The 21,338-nt window shown below is 64.0% G+C and carries 21 protein-coding genes; 18 read left to right on the plus strand and 3 right to left on the minus strand.

What is annotated here, in order from left to right; genetic code table 11:
* Positions 1–39: 39 nt before the first annotated feature.
* The 14 genes from ACZYTC_RS18260 (at position 40) to ACZYTC_RS18325 (ending at position 15,100) form a co-directional block, all read left to right on the plus strand.
* A complete protein-coding gene (locus tag ACZYTC_RS18260) occupies positions 40–1,707 on the plus strand; it encodes an adenylate/guanylate cyclase domain-containing protein (RefSeq protein ID WP_441774229.1) in 1,668 nt (555 codons plus the stop codon).
* 298 nt (positions 1,708–2,005) lie between these two features.
* On the plus strand, positions 2,006–3,109 hold the full coding sequence (locus tag ACZYTC_RS18265) for a radical SAM/SPASM domain-containing protein (RefSeq protein ID WP_434959077.1): 1,104 nt from the start codon (positions 2,006–2,008) through the stop codon (positions 3,107–3,109).
* Positions 3,106–3,834, plus strand: a complete 729-nt coding sequence (locus ACZYTC_RS18270) for an FkbM family methyltransferase (protein WP_434959076.1) — start codon at positions 3,106–3,108, stop codon at positions 3,832–3,834. Before ACZYTC_RS18265 ends, ACZYTC_RS18270 begins: the two co-directional genes overlap by 4 nt.
* Positions 3,835–4,075: 241 nt before the next feature.
* A complete protein-coding gene (locus tag ACZYTC_RS18275) occupies positions 4,076–6,271 on the plus strand; it encodes a mechanosensitive ion channel family protein (protein WP_441774230.1) in 2,196 nt (731 codons plus the stop codon).
* A gap of 99 nt (positions 6,272–6,370) precedes the next feature.
* Positions 6,371–7,012: a LysE family translocator gene (locus tag ACZYTC_RS18280; protein ID WP_434959074.1), complete on the plus strand. Its 642-nt coding sequence runs from the start codon at positions 6,371–6,373 to the stop codon at positions 7,010–7,012.
* A 27-nt stretch (positions 7,013–7,039) separates the two neighbouring features.
* Positions 7,040–7,792, plus strand: coding sequence for a phosphodiester glycosidase family protein (locus ACZYTC_RS18285; RefSeq protein ID WP_434959073.1), 753 nt, complete (start codon positions 7,040–7,042; stop codon positions 7,790–7,792).
* Between the two features lie 523 nt (positions 7,793–8,315).
* On the plus strand, positions 8,316–9,737 hold the full coding sequence (leuC, locus tag ACZYTC_RS18290; protein WP_434959071.1) for a 3-isopropylmalate dehydratase large subunit: 1,422 nt from the start codon (positions 8,316–8,318) through the stop codon (positions 9,735–9,737).
* A 223-nt stretch (positions 9,738–9,960) separates the two neighbouring features.
* Positions 9,961–10,593 (plus strand): nicotinate-nucleotide adenylyltransferase, encoded by a 633-nt coding sequence (locus ACZYTC_RS18295; RefSeq protein WP_441774232.1) that lies wholly within the window; start codon positions 9,961–9,963, stop codon positions 10,591–10,593.
* Between the two features lie 170 nt (positions 10,594–10,763).
* On the plus strand, positions 10,764–11,144 hold the full coding sequence (gene rsfS, locus ACZYTC_RS18300) for a ribosome silencing factor (protein ID WP_488990357.1): 381 nt from the start codon (positions 10,764–10,766) through the stop codon (positions 11,142–11,144).
* 109 nt (positions 11,145–11,253) lie between these two features.
* Complete coding sequence (gene rlmH / locus ACZYTC_RS18305; protein WP_434959068.1) at positions 11,254–11,733, plus strand: 23S rRNA (pseudouridine(1915)-N(3))-methyltransferase RlmH; 480 nt, start codon at positions 11,254–11,256, stop codon at positions 11,731–11,733.
* A 262-nt stretch (positions 11,734–11,995) separates the two neighbouring features.
* Positions 11,996–12,322 carry a PadR family transcriptional regulator gene (locus ACZYTC_RS18310; RefSeq protein ID WP_434959067.1) on the plus strand — a complete coding sequence of 109 codons (327 nt, stop codon included), beginning with the start codon at positions 11,996–11,998 and terminating at the stop codon, positions 12,320–12,322.
* A complete protein-coding gene (locus ACZYTC_RS18315) occupies positions 12,319–12,915 on the plus strand; it encodes a DUF1700 domain-containing protein (RefSeq protein WP_488990250.1) in 597 nt (198 codons plus the stop codon). The genes ACZYTC_RS18310 and ACZYTC_RS18315 overlap by 4 nt, the downstream gene beginning before the upstream one ends.
* A 36-nt stretch (positions 12,916–12,951) precedes the next feature.
* On the plus strand, positions 12,952–13,680 hold the full coding sequence (locus tag ACZYTC_RS18320) for a GIN domain-containing protein (protein WP_488990251.1): 729 nt from the start codon (positions 12,952–12,954) through the stop codon (positions 13,678–13,680).
* 250 nt (positions 13,681–13,930) lie between these two features.
* Positions 13,931–15,100, plus strand: coding sequence for a serine hydrolase domain-containing protein (locus ACZYTC_RS18325; RefSeq protein ID WP_488990252.1), 1,170 nt, complete (start codon positions 13,931–13,933; stop codon positions 15,098–15,100).
* 30 nt (positions 15,101–15,130) lie between these two features.
* Here the strand turns inward: ACZYTC_RS18325 and tlpA are convergent, their stop codons facing one another.
* The gene (gene tlpA, locus ACZYTC_RS18330) at positions 15,131–15,808 is read right to left on the minus strand and encodes a thiol:disulfide interchange protein TlpA (protein ID WP_441774237.1); all 678 of its coding nucleotides are present in this window, start codon (positions 15,806–15,808) and stop codon (positions 15,131–15,133) included.
* Between the two features lie 15 nt (positions 15,809–15,823).
* Here tlpA and argH point away from each other — a divergent pair, with 15 nt between their 5' ends.
* The 4 genes from argH (at position 15,824) to ACZYTC_RS18350 (ending at position 19,384) form a co-directional block, all read left to right on the plus strand.
* On the plus strand, positions 15,824–17,206 hold the full coding sequence (gene argH / locus ACZYTC_RS18335; protein WP_488990253.1) for an argininosuccinate lyase: 1,383 nt from the start codon (positions 15,824–15,826) through the stop codon (positions 17,204–17,206).
* Positions 17,207–17,304: 98 nt separating this feature from the next.
* Positions 17,305–17,508 carry an LPS translocon maturation chaperone LptM gene (gene lptM, locus ACZYTC_RS18340; protein ID WP_434959061.1) on the plus strand — a complete coding sequence of 68 codons (204 nt, stop codon included), beginning with the start codon at positions 17,305–17,307 and terminating at the stop codon, positions 17,506–17,508.
* A gap of 18 nt (positions 17,509–17,526) precedes the next feature.
* Complete coding sequence (lysA, locus tag ACZYTC_RS18345) at positions 17,527–18,792, plus strand: diaminopimelate decarboxylase (protein WP_488990254.1); 1,266 nt, start codon at positions 17,527–17,529, stop codon at positions 18,790–18,792.
* Positions 18,793–18,916: 124 nt separating this feature from the next.
* Complete coding sequence (locus tag ACZYTC_RS18350; protein ID WP_481273437.1) at positions 18,917–19,384, plus strand: hypothetical protein; 468 nt, start codon at positions 18,917–18,919, stop codon at positions 19,382–19,384.
* A 166-nt stretch (positions 19,385–19,550) separates the two neighbouring features.
* On the opposite strand, the gene ACZYTC_RS18355 is transcribed toward ACZYTC_RS18350, so the two are convergent.
* Both ACZYTC_RS18355 and bmt read right to left on the minus strand, forming a co-directional pair.
* Positions 19,551–20,045, minus strand: coding sequence for a hypothetical protein (locus tag ACZYTC_RS18355; protein ID WP_488990255.1), 495 nt, complete (start codon positions 20,043–20,045; stop codon positions 19,551–19,553).
* A gap of 239 nt (positions 20,046–20,284) precedes the next feature.
* On the minus strand, positions 20,285–21,277 hold the full coding sequence (bmt, locus tag ACZYTC_RS18360; RefSeq protein WP_434959057.1) for a betaine--homocysteine S-methyltransferase: 993 nt from the start codon (positions 21,275–21,277) through the stop codon (positions 20,285–20,287).
* Positions 21,278–21,338 lie beyond the last annotated feature (61 nt).

Below are 21,338 nucleotides of genomic sequence, written 5' to 3' on the forward strand. Positions count from 1 at the left end.
CTGCCGCATCCCGGCACTCATCTTCACGAGTTCGACCGCATGAGCGACACCGAGAGCGCACCCGGGCAAATCGAATGGCGATTGCCGCGGGAGCGCGAGTTGCGGCTTTGGGCCGGGGTCGTGCTGTTCGCCTTCGTGACTACCCACCTGCTCAACCACGCCCTCGGCGTGTTCGGCGTAGCGACCATGGAGGCCGTGCAGCGCTGGCGCATCTGGGCCTGGCAGTCCTATGGCGGCACCGCGCTCCTCTACGGAGCGTTGTTGACCCATGCCACGCTCGCGCTCAAGCGGCTGACCACGCGGCGCATCTCGCGCATGCCGCTCGAGGAGTTGGTGCAGATCGCCCTCGGCCTGGCCATTCCCTATTTCCTGATCTCCCATGTGCTGGGCACGCGTGTCACCTCGCTCTATGGCTACAGTGAAAGCTATGGCGAGGTGCTGGCGCGAATCTGGCAGGGCGGACCGGTCAAGCAGATCCTGCTGCTGCTCTGCGCCTGGACCCATGGCTGCATCGGCATCGGCCAGGTGTTGCGCAGCCGCTCCTTCTATGCGCGCTGGCGCGACCTGCTGATCCTGGGCATGGGCATGCTGCCCACGCTGGCGCTGGCGGGCTTCTTCTCCGCCAGCCGAGAGCTCGAGGCCGCCGGCCGCACGCCTTCACCGATCGCCGCCGATCACACTATGGCCTTGCTCGTTGCCGGACAATGGCTGCTGCTCGGCCTTGCCGCCGTGATCGCCTTTGTTGCCTTCGTGATGATTCTCCGGGTCGTACTGCGGCTGCGTTCCGGCACGGTCGCCATCCGCTATGTCGGCCATGGTACCTTCAAGATCCCGCGCGGCACCACCGTGCTCGAAGCCAGCCGCGCCAATGCCATCCCCCACCCCGCCCAATGCGGCGGACGCGGGCGCTGCTCGACCTGCCGGGTGGCGGTCACCTCCGACGCAAGTGCCCTGCCGGCTCCGAGCAAGGCCGAGCGCACCATGCTGGAGCGCATCTCGGCACCCGCCAATGTGCGCCTCGCCTGTCAGCTTCGCCCCGACCACGACATCTCCGTGCAGATCCTGCTGCCGATCGTGCCGACAGGCATGCGCGGGCGCAGCGGCGATGATCTCTATCGCTGGGGCGCCGAACGCGAGATCACCGCGCTCTTCGTCGACATCCGCGCCTTCAATGCGATGACGAGGCTGCAGATTCCCTACGACATCGTGCTGTTGATGAACCGCTTCGTGCAGGAAATGACCCAGGCCGCCGAAGCCCATGGCGGCCGCGTCGATGCCTTTGCGGCCGACGGGCTGATCGCGGTCTTCGGCCTTGGCGACGAGCCCTCCCGCGGCGCAGCCGATGCCATCCGGGCGGCCAGGGGCATGCTCAAGAGCGTGGAAGGCCTCAACACCGAATTCGGAGCCGCGCTCTCGATCCCGCTGCGGGTGGGCATCGGCATCCATTCCGGCCCTGCCATCATCGCCCGTGTCGGCGACAGCGAACGCGGCATGCGCCTGGTCGCGCTCGGCGACACCGTCACCATTGCCGGCCGGCTGGAAGCCGCCACCAAGGATTATTTGACCGACTGCCTGATTTCCGAGGAAGCGATGCAGCGCTCCGGCATGTCGCTGCGCCGCCAGAATGGCAAGCATCTGCATATCGTCGGCCGGGACAAGCCGATCACGCTCTATACGCTGGATGAAACGCCCGTACCGGCGGAGTGAGACGCAAAGATCCTGCAACGCCCCATTCCGGCGGGCCGCACCGTGCCGGCCCTCGGCGCAGGCCTTCCCGAATTGCCGCGGGAAGCGGCGCATCGAGCGGAGCGGGCTTGGACGGCGCTGCCGATGGCGAGGATCCAGTACGGCTCTGAAGGGTGCTTTCCCGGCATCCGGCACGGCGCGTCATGCCGGGACCACCATCACTCGAATTTGAGCGCCGCCTGTCGCACTTCTGCCAAATCTGCGCTACACACGGGCTCAAGCCACCGGCCTTGACCCGGTGTGCCGGATGGAGAAGACCGTGCTTGATCTGACTGCGATTGGAACCAAGTCCGCCGCCCCCAAGCTGCTGCACCGCATGCGCGACAAGGTGACGGACCAGATCCAGAAATCGCCTCTGGCGCGCAAGGCGTTCACCTACGCTGCCAGCCATATTCCGCTCAGCTATTTCAAGAAATTGCCGACGATCATCGTCGTCGACGTCACCAATTCGTGCAATTTGCGCTGCCCCGTCTGCCCGGTCACTTTCGCCATGACGCGGCCGCGCGGCCTGATGAAGATGGAAATCTTCCGGCAGATCGTCGACGATTTCGTCGACGAGAAGGAAAAGCCGGCGATGTATTTCAACTTCTCCGGCGAGCCGACCATGAACAAGGCGCTGCCCGAGATGATCGCCTACGCCAACGAGCGCGGGCACGATACCTTCGTCTCGACCAACGCCACCAAGCTCTCCTCCGAGTTGATCGAGAAGATGCTCCAGGCCGGGCTTGGCCGCATCAACCTGTGCATTGACGGCTTCGACGCCGAGGCGCAGGAATCCTATCGCGTCGGCTCGAAATTCGAGCAGGTGAAAGCCAATATCGAGAACTTCCTCGCCATCAAGCAGCGCCTCGGCATCACCAAGACGGTGACCGTGCTGCAGACGCTGCTGACCTCCTATTCGGAAAAGCAGATCGACGCGATGGTGGAGTGGGCCGACAATATCGGCTTCGACCAGGTGCGCTTCAAGACCTTCAGCCTGGGTTCCTATACCGACGACGACCAGCAGACGAAATACGGCCACCTCGTGCCGAAGAACCACGATCTGCAGCGCCACCAGAACGAGAAGATCAGCCTGCTCTGCGACGTGCCGCTCTATCAGACCGTAGTGTTCTGGGAAGGCGATCTCGGCCTGTGCTGCATCGACTATGACCGCATGATCAAGCTGCCCAATGTCGACAAGGTCGGCTTCAAGCAGGCCTATCTGTCGGACGAAGCCGCCAAGGCTCGGCGCCACGGTTACACCAAGCAGTTCGATATCTGCCAGAGCTGCTCCTATTCCAACGCCGACAATATGGGCTTCAAGATCAAGCTCAATAAATTGCGCCGGCAGAAGGCCGCCGAGCTGCAGAGCAAAGCGGCGTGAACGCCCGGTTGCGTACCGTTGCCGGCACGCGTTTTAGCGTCGCCGACGACAAGGACGGCTTCTGGGACAAGGCCGAGAGCGGCACCTGGGAACCGGAAACACTGGCGAGTGTGCACGCGCTCGCCGGCCCTGATACGCTGCTCATCGATATCGGCGGCTGGATCGGACCGATCACCCTGACAGCCGCTGCGCTCGGGGCCGATGTCCTCGCCTTCGAGCCCGACCCGCGCGCCTTCGAGCTCATCAGCGCCAATGTCGCCGCCAATCCGACGCTGTCATCGCGCATCCGCCTCCACAATGCCGCGGTGTCGCCGACGCCGGGGCGCGTCAGGCTAGGGTCGCCCAGGAAACCCGGCGACAGCATGGGTAGCATCCTGGCCGCAGACAGCGGCGTCGCGCTGTGGGAGGCGGAGGCCATTCTACCTGCCGACATCGCGGCCATGGCGGGGGATGCCGAGCGCATCGTCCTCAAAATGGATGTGGAAGGGGCCGAATATCAGCTCTTGCCGTACCTCGCGCCTCTCCTCGGCCCGCGCACCGTCGCGGCCCTGATCGCTTTCCATCCACGCCTGCTCGCCAAGGCCGGCCGTTCGCCGGTGCAGATCGAGGCTCTGACGGCGACGGCCCAGTCGGCACTCGCAGCCTATGAGCTGCGCAGCCTGGATTGCGAGGACATGCCCATATCGCGACAGGCGAATTCCACCGTCCTGCTGACGCGAAAGTAGCAGATTGCCGTTACGGGGCCATTGACCGCCCCTTCGCCCTGTGTCGTGAATTGTCCGTCCTTCGGTCAGGCAAGCGAGGCCCTGCGCCTGCCCGTCGGCGGCTGGAGCAAAACGCGTTCAGGCTTGGACGTCGGTTCGCTCTCACTCTTTGTTTCCAGCCAATCCAACGGGATTGGCTATAGCGTCTTGCGATTCCTCGCTCATGCCGGCAAGCCGCAAGACGTTTTGGAGGACGTTTGCCTTGAAACTGCCTGGCGGCTTGCGTTGGCTCTTCCTGGTTTTCGCCCTGGCAAGCTGGCCTTGCTGGGCGCAGGGAACGCCACCGCCCTCGGCTCCTGCCGCACCCGTCATGAGCCAGCAGCAGATGGATACGATGGTGGAAGCCATCAGCCAGTCCGTCATGAAGAAATTGCAGGCCCAGGGCACACAACCCGTTCCGCCCGGCCCTGACGGCAGCGGCATGCAGATGGCGAGTGCCCAGCAGACCGAGATGTTCATGCACGTCGGCGGCCTCGTCACCGGCCTGCCGGCTCTTTGGGCCGAATTCGGCAAATTGATCACCAGGCTCGATGCTGATTTCAACAATGGCAGGAGCCTCGGCCGCTATTTTCTGCTGCTGATCGGCGCGCTGGCGGCGGCCCTTGCGGCAGAATGGGTAGTCCGGCTGCTGCTGACACCACTGCGGCGCCGCCTGGTGATCCGGATGCATGGGCTGCATGGCATAAGGGCCCTGCTCGGCCTCGGGGCCTTGGAATTGCCTCCCCTGATCGCGCTCTGGGTCGTCGGAAACGCCAGCGAGGCGGCCCGCTTCATGGGCGACCTGCCACAGACCCGCTTCTCCATCGCCATGCTCAAGACCATGCTGATCTGGCGTATGCTCCAGGCGGTGTTCCGCTTCACCCTGCAGCCACGCCTGGCCGAGGCCCGCCTGCCCGATCTCGGGGATGCCGATGCACGGGCAATCTATCGTGGCGCTTCGTTTGCAATTCTGCTGCTCTTGTTCAACACCGTGCTGGCTGATGTGCTGCGTGCCCTGCAGTCCCCGCCTTTGGCGGTGGGAACCGCCCAGCTCTATGGGGCCGTGATCATGATGCTGGGCATGGTGGCCGTCTGTATCCGCCTCAACGGCCCGATCGGCCGCTGGTTCATCGGCGTCGCCAATCCCGCCCATGCCAGCCCGGTCAAGACCACGATCGCCAAGCACTGGTTCCTTGGAGCCATGCTGCTGTTTGCCTTGTTCGTCACCGCCGATATCTATGCGGCCGTGGCGGGCCAGACGCGCATCTCCGGCGCCCTGATGCTGACGCTGGCAATTCTGGTAGCCCTGCTGGTGGTCGAATCACTGGTGCACCGTATCCGCATCATGCTTCAGCATCAGACCGACGGCGTCCGCCTGATCCATCCAAGGGGCGCGGAAGCGCTGGCGCGCTGCGCCCGTTTCGGTGTCCTGATCCTGGCGATCGGCGCCCTGGGCCGAACCTGGGCCGTCGATGTCAGCGGCGTAATGGCCGGCGACGATTTCAACAGGGTGGCGCGCAGCCTCTTCTCGGCCGGTCTGACGGCCTTTGCCGCCTATTGCACCTGGGAACTGGTGCGCTACATCACCGACCGCTATTCCTCTGGCCGCAGCGGCTCTCCTCTCCAGCCGGGCGCGAGCGACACCGAGGACGAAGCTCCGGTTTCCACCGCCTCGCGCGTCGCCACCATGATGCCGGTCTTCCGCATCGGCCTGGCCATCGCGATCTCCATCCTGGCCGTGCTGACCGTCCTGTCTCAGCTCGGTGTCAATGTCACGCCGCTGATCGCCGGTGCTTCGATTTTCGGCCTTGCCATCTCCTTCGGATCGCAAACCCTGGTGAAGGACGTGGTGTCGGGTGTGTTCTTCCTCATCGACGATGCCTTCCGGGTCGGTGAATATATCGATGTCGGCAAGGCCAAGGGCACCGTCGAGGGCTTCACCCTGCGCTCCCTGCGCCTGCGCCACCAGAACGGGCCGGTGCACACCATCCCCTACGGCCAGCTCGGCCAGGTCACCAATTACAGCCGCGACTGGGCGACCATCAAATTTCCGCTGCGCTTCGCACGCGAGACCGATCTGGAAAAGCTGCGCAAGGCGGTCAAGAAGATCGGCCAGGACATGCTCGAGGATCCCGAGATGAAGGAGGAGTTCCTCACCCCGCTGAAGATGCAGGGCGTGTTCGACATCACCGACAACGCCATCGTCGTCCGATTCAAATTCACGGTCAAACCGAACAAGCCGACCTTCATCCAGCGCGAGGCGCTCAAGCGTCTGGTCCGCATCCTGCCCGAACAGGGCATCGAGTTCTCCACCGGCACCGTGGCGGTGCGCACGCTCGACGGTGAGGGCCGTGCCTCGCTCGGCGCCGCCGTCGCCGCCAATGCGGCCTTGGCCTTGCCTCCCGCCGCAGCCGGATAGGCCAGTTAGGATAGGGGCGTCGGCGCTACCAAATCCTTCCCCAAATGCGCGTCAGGGTGTAGCAGACACATACCCGATTTGTGCCGGCGGATTGTCGCGATGACCTTTCTACCCGATCTCCATACGCTCGCCCTCTATTCGATCGCCTGTGTGTTCCTGTTCATCACGCCCGGTCCCGACATGAGCCTATGGCTGGCCAAGACCATTTCCGGCGGCCGGCGCGGCGGTACCGCCGCTATGCTGGGTACGCAGGTCGGCTGCCTATTCCATACTTTCTTTGCCGCGGTCGGCCTGTCGGCCGTGCTGGCGGCCTCGGCCACCGCCTTCACCGTGCTGAAGATCGTCGGCGCGCTCTATCTGCTCTGGCTTGCCTATGGCGCGATCCGCTCCGGCTCTGCCCTGAACATTCGCGACGAGACCAAGCAGGAGGCAGGATTCTGGGCCACTTTCACGGTCGGGCTCGGCATCAACCTCACCAACCCCAAAGTAGTGCTGTTCTTCCTGACCTTCCTGCCGCAATTCGTCGACGCCACCGACCCGCATGCCTCCCAGAAACTTTTCTTCCTGGGACTCTATTTCATTGCCATCAATCTGCCGTTTGCGTTTCTATTGATTCTCGGGGCTGAGAAGGTGGTGTCGTGGCTGAAGGCGCGCCCACGCGTACTGCGCGGCATCGACTTCACCTTCGCCGGGGTCTTCGGGCTGTTCGCCTTCAAGATCCTGACCACTCAGACCCGCTGAACACGCTTTGCTCTGAGGAGTTGTTGCTTGCCGTCGTTTCTGCGCCGGACCTTACTGGGCCTGGCAACCATCGTCGCCCTGATCGGATCGGCCGTCGCGGCCGAAGCTGCCTGCGAGGACGTGACCTCGAAGGGGCGCAGCTACATCGTGTGCCGCTTCGATCTGTCGAACGACAGCCTGGCCCTTTATTGGCGCGGCGCCGACGGCACGCCGCTCGGCAGTCCGAACCGGCTCGCCCAGGAACTGGGCGCCCAGGGCAAGAAGCTGATCTTCGCCATGAATGCCGGCATGTATGACAAGGCGCTCGGCCCCGTCGGCCTCTATGTCGAGAACGGCCGCATCCTGCACAACGCCAACACCCGCAACGGCTTTGGCAATTTCCATCTCAAGCCCAATGGCGTGTTCTATTTCGGCGACGGCAAGGCCGGCGTGATGGAGACGAGCCGATTTCTGAAAGCCCGCATCAATGCCCGCTTCGCCACGCAATCGGGCCCCATGCTGGTGATCGACGGCCAGATCCATCCCAAGATCCAGCCGGACGGTCCCTCCGAGAAGATCCGCAATGGCGTCGGCGTGCGCGACGGCAAGATCGTGATCTTCGCCATCTCGGCCGAGCCGGTGAGCTTCCACGATTTCGCCGAACTGTTCCGTGACGGCCTGGGCACCCAAAACGCCCTCTTCCTCGACGGCTCGATCTCCACCCTCTACGCACCCCCGATGCCGGCCATCGGCGGCTGGACCACGCTGGGACCGATGGTGGGCGTGACGGAAGGGCCGTGATGGCGGCAGAACCCACCAAGACAGTACTGGATTTCCTGGGCTTTCTCGGCGTTGCTCATCGGAGCTTCATTGAAGCCTGAATGAGGCAAGTAAGAAACAAAGCCTCCCCAATCTCCAGATCTCGGTCGTGCCATCCGACAAAGGGCCCGACGACTACGCGACTGACGGCAAAGTTCTGCTCCTTTATCTGAACGCAGATATCAAGACGCCGATCCATTCCAGACGGCAGGCCCTCGGTATGCAGTTCCTCACGCGTCACAGGATGGGAAATGGCAGGGTGAAGCCGAGATTGGCTGGTCCAGCAATCAGGTCGGCTGGGAGGTCATTGATTCGCGCGAGTTTCAAGTGCCATCGATCGACGAGTTCATCGAAAACGCACCGGATCAACTAAACTGGCCGGGAAAGCGATTCATTGAGGAGATCGCCAAACTACCTAATTAGGCTGTTAGTTTTTACACTCTTTTCCAGACGGGCATTTTTGACTACATCAGCGTCAAATCGACGTCACACTCTAGGAAAAGCCATGGCTCCCCGCACGCTCTATGACAAGATCTGGGACGATCACGTCGTCGAAACTTCCGCCGACGGGACGAGCCTGCTCTATATTGACCGTCACCTCGTGCATGAAGTGACCAGCCCGCAGGCCTTCGAGGGCCTGCGCGTCTCGGGCCGCCAGGTGCACTCGCCCCAGCGCACCCTGGCCGTCGTCGACCACAACGTGCCGACCTCCGACCGCTCCAAGGGCATCGACGACCCCGAAAGCGCCATGCAGGTCTCGACGCTCGCCCAGAACGCCAAGGATTTCGGCGTCGAATATTATTCCGAGCTCGACAAGCGCCAGGGCATCGTCCACATCGTCGGCCCCGAGCAGGGGTTCACCCTGCCTGGCACCACGATCGTGTGCGGCGACAGCCACACCTCCACGCATGGCGCCTTCGGGGCGCTGGCGCACGGCATCGGCACCTCCGAGGTCGAGCATGTGCTCGCCACGCAGACGCTGATCCAGCGGAAGGCCAAGAATATGCGGGTCACCGTCGACGGCAAGCTGCCGGACGGCGTGACCGCCAAGGACATCATCCTGGCCATCATCGGCGAGATCGGCACGGCAGGTGGTACCGGGCATGTGCTGGAATATGCCGGCGACGCCATCCGTGCCCTCTCGATGGAGGGCCGCATGACCATCTGCAACATGTCGATCGAAGGTGGCGCCCGCGCCGGCCTGATCGCGCCCGACGAGAAGACCTTTGCTTATCTCGTGGATCGCCCCAAGGCGCCGAAGGGCGAAGCCTGGGAGCGGGCTCTGGCCTATTGGAGAACGCTCTACACCGAGGAAGGCGCACATTTCGACCGCGAGGTGAAACTCGACGCCGCCGCATTGCCGCCGATCGTCACCTGGGGCACCAGCCCGGAGGATGTTGCCTCGATCACCGGCAATGTGCCACGCATCGAGGATGCCGCCAACGAACACAAGAAGGCCTCGATCCAACGCGCTTTGGCTTATATGGGCTTGAAGGGTGGTGAGCGCATCCAGGACCTGAAGCTCGATCGCGTCTTCATCGGCTCGTGCACCAATGGCCGCATCGAGGATCTGCGCGCCGTCGCCGGCATCGTCGAAGGTCACCAGGTCAACGCCAATGTCAATGCCATGATCGTGCCGGGTTCCGGCCTGGTGAAGATGCAGGCCGAAGCCGAGGGCCTCGACAAGATCTTCCGGGCCGCCGGCTTCGACTGGCGCGAGCCCGGCTGCTCGATGTGCCTGGCCATGAATGCCGACAAGCTCGCTCCCGGCGAGCGCTGCGCCTCGACCTCGAACCGCAACTTCGAGGGGCGCCAGGGCTACAAGGGACGGACCCACCTGGTCTCGCCGCAGATGGCTGCTGCTGCCGCCATCGTCGGCCATTTCGTCGACATCCGCGAATGGGAAAAGATCGCGGCCAACGCGTAGTCATCTCCCCTCTCCCTAGTCGGGAGAGGGACTAGAGCGTTTTGCGATTAGACGGGAGCACCTGGAATCGCAAAGACGCGTGGGAAACATGAGACTAGAGAAAAGGGCGTTTTTGCTAAAACGCGCTTTGCTCTAGGGGTGAGGGTCTTTTGAGGGCACCATGCATGTTTTCCCCCTCGCCCCTAGCCCCTCTCCCCGCCAGGGAGAGGGGAATGCGGTTGTGATGCCTCCACTCTCGCCTGCCGATGCCCGCCGCCTGCCCGCCTTCGCCCCGGGGATGACCATCGGGCTGTTCGGCGGCAGCTTCAATCCGCCTCATGAAGGCCATCGCCATGCCAGCCTGGTGGCGCTGACGCGGCTCGGGCTGGACCGGGTCTGGTGGCTGGTGACGCCCGGCAACCCCCTCAAGGACAATCGGGCCCTGCCCTCGCTCGAACTCAGGGTGGCGGCCGCACGCCGGCTCGCAGACCACCCTCGCATCGAAGTGACCGGCATCGAGGCCGATATTCATACCCGCTACACTTACGACACCATCGCCTGGCTGCAGCGCCGCTGCCCGGGCGTGACCTTCGTGTGGATCATGGGCGCCGACAATCTCGCCGGCTTCCATCGCTGGCAGCAATGGCAGGCCATCGCTTCGCGGGTGGCCATTGCCGTGGTGGCCCGCCCCGGCGCCACCACCAAGGGCCCGCTTGCCAAGGCGGCCCGTGTACTCGCCGCTTATCGCGTCCCCGAATATCAGGCCGCGACGCTGAAATATCGCCGGGCGCCCGCCTGGATCTTCCTGCACGCGCCGCTCGATGCCAATTCCTCCACCGCCTTGCGGGCCAATGGCCAGGGCTTGCCCATAAGGTAAAAATTAACCACTTATTAACTATGTCGGAGCAGGCTTAATTCTATTGGCGTCATTGAATCGACGCGATGGCTTGCTAATATTGTGGAGCGAGTGGAATTCGCGGAGGTCCGCGAATCAATGAGCAAGAGGGTGTGCCCCTGACCACGTTGGTGAGACGCGAAGCGGACGTGATTCCGCTTCATCCCGTGAGCCGAGCGATCCGCCCGGACGTTGAAGCTACGGTTCGCCTGATCCTCAACTGCCTTGATGACATGAAGGCTGAGGAGATTGTGGAAATCGATCTGCGCGGCAAGAGTGCAATCGCCGACGTCATGATCATCGCGACAGGTCGGGTTGCCCGACATGTCGGCGCGATCAGCGATCGCATCGCCAAGGATCTCAAGGAAAACGGACACGGCAATCCCCGGATCGAAGGTGTCCCGGTCTGCGACTGGGTGCTGCTCGATACCGGGGACGTCATCGTGCACGTGTTCCGCCCCGAGGTCCGCGCCTTCTACAATCTCGAGAAGATGTGGTCGTCAGGCCGCCCGAACGAGCAGCTTCCGAGCTAAAGCATTTTCCAGAAAAGTCGATAGACTTTTCGATTGAGAAAATGCGTCAAAACAAGGAGTTAGAGCAAAGCGCGATTCGAAGAAATCGCACCTTTGCTCTAAAGTGAGCATGCGCCTGATGATCTGCGCCGTCGGCCGGCTCAAAGCCGGCCCGGAACGCGATCTCGTGGCTCGTTATGCCGAGCGGCTGAATGCCAGCGGGCGGAGCTTGGCCCTTGGCCCGCTCGACATCATCGAAATCGACGAAAGCCGCGCCCGGCGGCCCGAGGACCGCAAGGCCGAGGAAGCCGACAAGCTGCTCGCCGCTGCTGGCACGGCCACCATCATTGCCCTGGATGAAACCGGCAGCTCGCCCGGCAGCGAGGCCTTCGCCGCGCGGATTGCCGGCTTGCGCGACGGCGGCACCCAATCCCTTGCCTTCCTGATCGGCGGCGCCGACGGCCATGGCGACGCAATCCGGTCGCGTGCGATCCTCTCGCTGTCCTTCGGCAAGATGACCTGGCCCCATCAGATCGTGCGCATCCTCCTGGCCGAACAGCTTTACCGCGCCGCCACCATCATCGCCGGCCATCCCTATCACCGGGTGTGATACCCATCTGCTTTGACCTGGCTCTGCCCGGGACGATCTGTCTTCGCTCTGTCGGTATTTTCGAGACGTGGCGTGAAGACATATAGGCGTGGGCTTTGGCCCAAAAGCTGCGCAGGTCGCGCTGCCCTCCTCCATCAAGCCTCAACCTCTCCCGCACATCATCAACCGCTTTCGGCGATCTGCCTGCCCAAATAAACAATGCAAGATACCTTGCATTAAAAGGTACCTTGCATTATTCTCCTCCTTGAAGAGTAGGGAGGCCATGACCGATTCCATCGACATCCAGCTCAAGAAGGGCGCGCTCGAACTCTGCGTCCTGGCTCTGCTGCACCGGCGTGAAAGCTATGCCTATGAGATCGCCAGCACGCTCTCCGAGCGTGTCGGCATGGGCGAAGGCACCATCTACCCGCTGATGCGCCGGCTGCAGACCGAGGGGTTGGTCAGTACAAGGCTGGAGGAATCGGCCAGCGGCCCGCCACGCAAATATTACCGTCTGACGCCGGCCGGCCAGGCCAACTATGTGGCCCGTCAGCGCGAATGGCGTGACTTCGTCACCGCCGTCGACCGGCTTATGGAAGGCATGCCATGACTCGCCAGGACTTCTCTCGCCAGGAATTCCTCGACGCCTTGAAGGCCGGTCTCGACGGGCTGCCGGCAGCGGAGATCGACGAGGTCTTGGTTGACTACGCCGCCTATTTCACCGATGCGCAGGAGGCCGGGCGTAGCGAGGACAGTGTCGTGCAGATGCTTGGCGATCCTGCCCAGCTTGCCCGGGCACTCAAGGCGGAAAGCGGCCTGCGCCAATTGCAGGCGCGGCCGAGCCTATCCACCATACTGGGCGCGATCGCCGCGCTCACCGGCCTCGCCATGCTCGATCTCTTCGTGCTGCTGCCCGTCCTGTCGATCCTCCTGGTGGTCTTCCTTGCCCTCGGCCTGGTTGCCCTCGCCTTGGCGCTCGGCGGATCGGCGATCGTGCTCCACTCGACCTTCATGTGGGATGGCACGCCCCTGCTCACCCATCTCGGGCGGGCCCTGGTCGGCTTCGGTTTCATCGCCCTGGCGGTGTGTCTGAGCTGCCTCTTCCTGCTCGGCCTCAATGCCGGGCTGAGGGCGATGGCTGCACATGCCCGGCGCTACACCCGCTTGCTCACTTCCTCACCACGCTCCGGCGCCGCATCGTGACAATGCTCGCGCCGAGCAGGCGCCATGGGAGGCACCATGCCCTCGAAACTTGGAAAACTGGCGGCCTTCTCCTTCGTGATCGCCCTGGTCTGTCTGTTCCTCGGCACCAGCCTTGCCGGGCCGAACGACGGCTCGCCCTGGCGAGGCTGGCGCTGGACCACGCTGACGGGATGGGGAGCCTGCCCGGCCCTGCCGCAAAGCGGCGACGGCAAGGCTGGTTCGATCACCCTGCCCTGGGACAATGACGGCTCGCTGACCATCGCCCTGCCGGCAAGCGTGAGCTATGCCCCCGGCCCACAATCCAGCGCCGTGATCAGCGGTGACCCCACCCTGATCGGCCATGTCCGCCTCTCGGCGGGACGCCTCGCCCTGGACGATGACTGCGACATCCCGTTCGGCGCCATCGCCGTCCGGCTGACGGGCGGCCCGGTCAAGGACTGGACGGTGAACGGATCCGGTGAGCTACACCTTGCGGCAATCGCGCAGGATCGGCTCGCGCTTCGCCTCCACGGCAGTGCGCAGGCGACCGGCGAGGGTACGGTGGAACAATTGGACCTGCGTATCTCCGGTTCCGGCGGCGCGGATCTTGCCAAGCTGGCCGCCAAGGCGGCCGAGATCCGCATCAGCGGCAGCGGTGAAGCCGGTATTGCCGCCAGCGAGAGTGCCGACGTCACCCTTTCCGGCAGCGGCCGCGTCACCCTGCGCGGCAAGCCCAGACTCACGACGCAGATCCATGGCAGCGGCCGGATCGACGAAGTTCCCTAAAGCGTTTTGCGATTAGGCGGAATCACGGCCAAGCAAGGAGCTGGAGCAAAGAAGCGGCTTCGCCAAAACCCGCTTTGCTCTAGCGGTCACGACTAAAGGCTCCGGCCCCCTTCCCGTCACCTTTGGTGGCATTGGAGATGGCTGTCCCTTCGTTTCCCTCGTTCACGGATAAGCCCCTGGAGCTCCGGGCCGATTCCGATCGAACTCTCGCTATTCCCATTTCCCCATCACACTTTGCAAGGAGGCACCCATGCGCCCCCATAGCCTTTCCGTTGCCTTGGCGATCATTCTGACCGGCATGACCACCGCCGGGCTGTCGGGCTCGGCGGCGCCTCAATCGACCTGCGGCACGCCCGGCAAGGGCACTTCCGGCAAGGGGACGTCCGATTGGCCGATCGCTGCGCCTGAAGATGTCGGCCTCGATCCGCAAAACCTGTGCACGCTCGCCCAGAAACTCGACGCGGCGAAGGAGGACAATATCCATGCCCTGCTGATCGCCCGGCACGGCAAATTGGTATTCGAACGCTATTTCACTGGCTCCGATTCCCACTGGGGCCAGCCGGCCAAGGAGGTTGCCTTCGGGCCGGACGTTCCGCACGATCTGCGCTCGATCAGCAAGAGCGTGGTATCGCTGTTGTTCGGCATCGCCCTGGACAAGGGCTGGATCGGCTCGATCGACCAGCCGGTGCTGGTGGTGTTGCCGGTCTATGCCGATCTGGCAACGCCGGAAAAACGCGGCATCACACTGCGCCATCTCCTCACCATGTCGCCGGGCTTGGCCTGGAACGAGCAACTCGCTTATGACAATCCCGCCAACAGCGAAAGTCGCATGGACATGGCCAAGGACCCCTGTCGCTATGCACTGGAACAGCCCGTGGCCCATGATCCCGGCCTGGTGTGGACCTATAGCGGCGGCACCACCGGCCTGCTTGCCTGCGTCCTGCAGCAGGTGACCGGCAAGCCCCTGGATGAGCTGGCACGCGAGAATCTGTTCGAGCCGATGGGCATCACCAAGGTGGAATGGGCGCGCTATCCCCAGAACGGCGGCCCGGTGGCGGCCTCGGGCCTGCGCCTGCTGCCCGCCGACACGCTGAAATTCGGCCAGCTGGTGCTCGACAAGGGGGCGTGGAAGGGCCGACAAATCGTGTCGGCCAAGTGGATCGAGATGGCGACGGCGCCGCAGATCAACGCCCCCGGCGCCATGTTCTACGGCTTCCAGTTCTGGCTCGGGCGCTCCTTGGTCGACCACCGCTCCGTCGATTGGATCGCCGGCTTCGGCTATGGCGGGCAGCGCCTGTTCATCGTGCCCTCGCTCGACCTCACCGTGATGGTGCATGCGGGGCGGTATGGCGGCCAGGACGAGGGCGGGTTCGCAGCCGCCATCCTCAACCGCTATGTGCTGCCTGCCGCCAAACCATAAGCGGCCAGGAGCAGTGGGTAGGAGGGAGTGTCAGGACCCGATTGCCGCCTTGATCAGCGCCTTCGCATCCTCGCTGGCCCACTCGGCCGGGCCGGCCATGGCGCCGATGCGGCAACCCTGCTTGTCGATCAGCACCGAGGTCGGCAGGCCCTGGCCGAGGCCTTCATTGCGCAGGCTCTGCAGGATGCCGGTCGAAGGATCGGCGTAGCGGTGCAGCTTGTCGATCTTGGTCTCGTTCAGGAAGGCGTCGACCCGCTCGGGCCCCTGCGTGTCGATATTGACGGCCACCACCTCGAAGTCCTGGCCACCCAGATCGGCCTGCAACTGGTTGAGCGCCGGCATCTCCTTGCGGCAGGGCACGCACCAGGTCGCCCACAGATTGAGCAGCACGGTTTTGCCCTTGAAATCGGCCAGGGTCGTCTTGCTGCCGTCCGCCCTCTGGAAGCTGATCGGCACCAGCGGTTGAGGCGCCTTGGAGACGGCGAGAGCCGCCACCTCCCCCTTGGCGAGCGGGTCGACACGGGCCGCAATTGCCGCGGAAGCGGGGCAGGATGCGCTTTCCTGATTGCCCGAGCCGCCGTTTGTCCCGTATACCGCGCCGACACCCGCCACGGCTCCCGCCAGGATTGCCGCGCCGATCAACCAGCGCCGGTTCGACCCTTGTGGTGGCTGACTCTCGGAATGTTCCTGCCGACTATTCTCGTTCACTGAAAGCCTATCCAGATGAGCAACAAAATGTGGGGCGGCCGGTTCCAGTCGGGACCGGACGCGATCATGGAAGAGATCAACGCCTCGATCGACTTTGACAAGCGCCTGTGGGCCCAGGACATCCGCGGCTCTCTGGCGCATCTCGCCATGCTGGAAAAGCAAGGGATCGTTGCCGCCGCCGATGCCAAGGCCATCGCGGACGGTCTAGAGGTGGTCCGCGGCGAAATCGAGAGCGGCTCGTTCACTTTTTCGCGCGCGCTCGAAGACATCCATATGAATGTCGAGTCGCGGTTGGCGGCGATTGCCGGACCGGCGGCCGGACGCCTGCACACCGCCCGCTCGCGCAACGACCAGGTCGCCACCGATTTCAAGCTGTGGGTGCGCGACACTATCGACGATCTCGACGCTCAGCTGAAAGATTTGATGACGGCACTCGCCGAAAGGGCTTTCGCCCTCTCCGGTGCGGTGATGCCGGGCTTCACGCATCTGCAATCGGCCCAGCCGGTCACCTTCGGCCACCATCTGCTCGCCTATGTCGAAATGCTCGGCCGCGACCGCGGCCGCTTCGCCGATGCGCGCCGGCGCCTCAACGAATGCCCGCTCGGCGCTGCGGCGTTGGCCGGCACCTCCTTCCCGATCGACCGGGACGCCACGGCCAAGGCGCTCGGCTTCGACCGCCCCACCGCCAATTCGCTCGATTCGGTCTCCGATCGCGACTTCGTGCTGGAAGCGCTCGCCGCCGCTTCGATCACCGCCATGCACCTCTCCCGCTTCGCCGAGGAGATCGTAATCTGGACGACGCCACAATTTGCCTTCGTGGCGCTGTCGGACAAGTTCACCACCGGCTCGTCCATCATGCCGCAGAAGCGCAATCCCGACGCGGCCGAATTGGTCCGCGGCAAGGCCGGCCGGGTCATCGGGGCGCTGGTCGGCCTGCTCACCATGATGAAGGGCCTGCCGCTCGCCTATGGCAAGGACATGCAGGAGGACAAGGAGCCCGCCTTCGACGCGCTGCAGACGCTGTCGCTCTGCACGGCGGCCATGGCCGGCATGGTCAGGGACATGGTGCCCGACCTCAAGCGCATGAAGGCGGCCGCCGGCTCGGGCTATGCCACCGCCACCGATCTCGCCGACTGGCTGGTGCGCGAGCTCAATCTGCCCTTCCGCGAGGCCCATCACGTCACCGGCCGCCTGGTCGGACTCGCCGCCGATGCCAAGCTGCCTCTGGAGAAGCTCTCGCTGGCTGAGATGCAATCGGTGGAGCCACGCATCCATCAGGGGCTTTTCGCCGTGCTCGGCGTGGAAAAGTCGGTCCGCAGCCGGACCTCCTATGGCGGGACGGCGCCGGCAAATGTCAAGGCCCAGGCCAGGAAGTGGCTGAAAGCGCTGGCGAAATAATCGAAGCACGGACATCGCAACATGCCCACATGTTGCTGAGATGTCCGCGCTCTCAAATCAAAATTCGTGCTACACAGCGTCAAACACTGGAGTTCCCCATGGCTGGTAATGCGTTCCGCATCGCGCTCGCTTTGACGTTGGTCACGACTCTCGGCCTCGCCGGTTGCGGCCGCAAGGGCAAGCTCGAGCCACCACCCGAGCAGCATGTCTCGGACGGCAAGGGCGGCGGCTACAACAAGAAGAAGGATCCGGGCTATGTGAAGCCGGATCGCAAGCTGCCCATGGACTTCCTGTTGAACTGATTTCGAACCGAACCGGCCATGCATCACTTCACCTATCGCGACGGCGTGCTTCATGCCGAAGATGTCGCACTGCCGGCGATTGCCGCCGCGGTCGGCACGCCTTTCTACTGCTACTCGGCCGCCACGCTGCGCCGGCACTACAAGGTGTTCGCCGGTGCCTTTGCCGACGTGCCCTCCCTGGTCTGCTTTGCGGTGAAGGCCAATTCGAATCTTGCCGTGCTGCGCCTGCTCGCCAAGCTCGGCGCCGGCATGGACGTGGTCTCCGAGGGGGAGTTGCGCCGCGCCCGCGTCGCCGGCGTGCCTGCCAGCAAGATCATGTTCTCGGGCGTCGGCAAGCTCGTGCGCGAAATCGACTATGCGCTCGATGAAGACATTCTGTGCTTCAATGTCGAATCGGAACCGGAACTGGAGCTGCTGTCGCAGCGTGCCAGCGCCAAGGGTGCGACGGCCCGGGTGTCGCTGCGCATCAATCCGGATGTCGACGCCAAGACCCACAAGAAGATCTCCACCGGCAAGTCCGAGAATAAGTTTGGCATCCCGATCGCCCAGGCCCGCGCCCTCTACGCCCGCGCGGCCAAGCTGCCGGGCATCGCGGTCACCGGCGTCGACATGCATATCGGCAGCCAGATCACCGCGCTCGAGCCCTATGACGCCTCGATCGAGCGTCTGGTCGGCCTAGTCAGAGACCTCAGAGCCGACGGCCATGTCATCGACCATATCGATTTCGGCGGCGGCCTCGGCATTCCCTATCGCGACGACAACGAGCCGCCGCCTCACCCCGACGACTATGCCGCGGTGGTCAAGCGCTATGCCAGAGATCTCGGCGCCACGCTGGTGTTCGAACCCGGCCGCCTGATCGCCGGCAATGCCGGCATCCTTGTGAGCGAAGTCGCCTTTGTGAAGGAAGGCGAGGGCAAGACCTTCGTCATCGTCGACGCCGGTATGAACGACCTGATCCGCCCCACGCTCTATGAAGCCTATCACGCGATCTGGCCGATCAAGGAACGCCCGCTCGGCGGCGCAATGGTGACGGCCGACGTCGTCGGCCCCGTCTGCGAGACTGGTGATTATCTCGCGCTCGACCGCGACATCCCGGCGGTGGCACGCGGCGACCTGGTGGCGGTGATGTCTGCCGGCGCCTATGGCGCCGTGCAGTCAGGCACCTATAACACCCGCCCGCTCATCCCGGAAGTTCTGGTGGACGGCGACAAGTTCGCGGTGATCCGGCCTCGGCCGAGCTATGACGAACTGCTCGGGCTCGACAAGGTACCGGACTGGCTGTGATCCCGGGAACAGCCTCTGTTCTAGGGAACAACTTCTTTTCCGGGGAACACAGGGTGTTCCCGGGAACAGCGCCTTCTCCAACCCTGTCGTAGAGCCGTCATTCCATCTGGAACTCCGAGGACCCATGCGCAGTTTCCTTGCCATTGCCCTTCCCCTTCTCGCCAGCGTGGCCTTGGCCACCCCCGCCTTGGCGGACGCCTATAGCTGGCAGCTCCGTCAGTCGCCGGAATCGGTGGTGGTGGCCTATGAGGTGCCCGACACCGACGACCAGCCGCTTGCCTTCTTCTGCACGCCGGACAGCAAGGCCTTCTCGATCAATTATCTGCCGGGCGCCGACCGCATCCGCAAAGGCTGGCAGGGCGTGGTCAGCTTCAGTTCCGAGGGCGGGCAGGTCGACGTGACCATGCAGGCCGTCGAGGATGAATTGAACGGCCCATCGCTCGAGGCCAAGCCCGACTTCGATCCCGATTGGAGCGCCGTTCTCGGCAAGGGCCGCACCCTCAAGATCGGCTTCCTCGGCAAGAGCGAAAAGATCAAGCTGACTGGCGCTTCCAGGGGCGCCGCGGCCTTGGCCAAGGCTTGCAGTCGATAGAGCATCTTTCAGCAGGATCGCTCGGGCCACCGCAGCCCCTTACCCTCTCCCCATAAGGGCGGGGAGAGGGTAAGGGTGAGGGGCTACGCCACCCCGGCAAATCACTGTCGGCCTTTTCCCGGAATTGCGCCCGTAAGCAGCCTTTTGCTCCGCGCCTGCTCGGTGCTCAGCGAGCGACGGCGAAGCATTTGGCCAGCCTCGCCGCGACGGGATCATAGGTTGCCGCCTCCTTGGTCGGATAGGTCAGGCGGAAGGCACGGATGGTCTCGACTGCACCCTTGGCATCCTTCTCGAACAGGACCTTGGCGTAGAAAGTCTCGCCGCCCTTCCGGCCTGAGACCACCACCCCGTTCTTGGTGGCACTGCGATAGGTGACCTTGCCGTCACCGGCGACACCGGCAACGATTGTGCCGATGTCTTCCTCGGCGGCATTGTAGGAGCCCCAGACACGCAGGCTGGCGCCGGAGCGGCCGGTGAAGACACGCCCATCGCCATTGTCGGCCTCGGGCTCCGCTGTCATCAGATCGGCAGGGTAACAGATGCGATAGCCAAAACGGGCATTGGCATAATCGTTCCAGTCCTCAGCCGCTGCCGGCCCGGTGGGAACGGCCAGGCACAGAAGCGGGGCGAGCACGGCGCAGGAACGGATCAGGCGGCGCATCGGCCTCTCCTTGTCGATGAGACATGCCATTGCTACGGCGATGATCCGCGCAATGCCAATCATGTCCTTACCAGATTGCTGGTATGAGATTGCCGGACCTGGGCTGGCTCTTCCGCGAGGAACGCACCAGCAGCACAGCCATTGTCATTGCCGGGATTGGCCCGGCAATCCAGCCTTCCACAGGTGACGAGCTGTGCTCTGGATGCCCGGGTCGAGCTGGGCATGACAAAGGTCGGCGCTCAGTGCCGGCGCCGGCGCCGTGCCTCCTCACCGCCGCCCACCTTGGGCGGGGCGACCAGCGGGCCGATCTCGGCGATCACCTTGGCCGCATCCGGGCGCTCGGCCCGGGTATGAGCATCGATGGCCTGGCGCATGGCGGCAAGATGGGCCGGCGAGGTGCCGCAGCAGCCGCCGATGATGCGTGCACCCGCATCGATGGCCAGGCGTGCATAATTGGCCATCAGCTCCGGCGTGCCGGAATAATGGATATGGTCGCCGTGGAACTGCGGAATGCCGGCATTGGCCTTGGCGATGACAACCACTTCGGGATTGGCTTCGGTCATCGACAGTACCGAGACCAGGAGGTCGGAAGCCCCGACGCCGCAATTGGCACCCACCGCGACAGGATTGGGATCGACGCCGCCGGCAACTTCGGGCATGGCCGATGGCGGGATGCCCATCATGGTCTTGCCGGCCGTGTCGAAGCTCGCCGTCACCGTATAGGGCATGCCGGCCTTGACCGCCGCCTTGGCGGCGGCCCGCATCTCTTCGGCAGCCGACATCGTCTCGATCCAGATCACGTCGGCGCCGCCTTCCTTGAGCCCCTCGATCTGCTCGAGGAAGACCTCGACGGCTTCGTCCTCGGTCAGCGGCCCGAGCGGCTGGAACAGATCGCCCGTCGGGCCGACGGAACCGGCCACCACTACCGGGCGGCCGGCGCCATCGGCGACCTCTCGGGCCGTGCGGGCGGCCGCGGCATTGAGCTCCTTCACGCGTCCGTCGAGCTTGTGCAGCGCCAGGCGACGGCGATTGCCGCCGAAGGAATTGGTGAGGATGATGTCGGCGCCGGCATCGACGAAGGACTGGTGCAGCGCGTGGATGCGGTCGGGATGGTCGAGGTTCCACATCTCCGGCGGATCGCCCGACATCAGGCCCATCTCGAACAGATTGGTCCCGGTGGCCCCATCCGCGAGCAGCACGGGCTTTTGAGCCAGAAGTTCGGTCAGGCGCATGGCGTGTCCTTCATGAAGAAACCATGCTTCCACATAGGCTTTTGCGGGAACGATTCAAGCA

Source organism: Labrys sp. F242, from assembly GCF_057813875.1.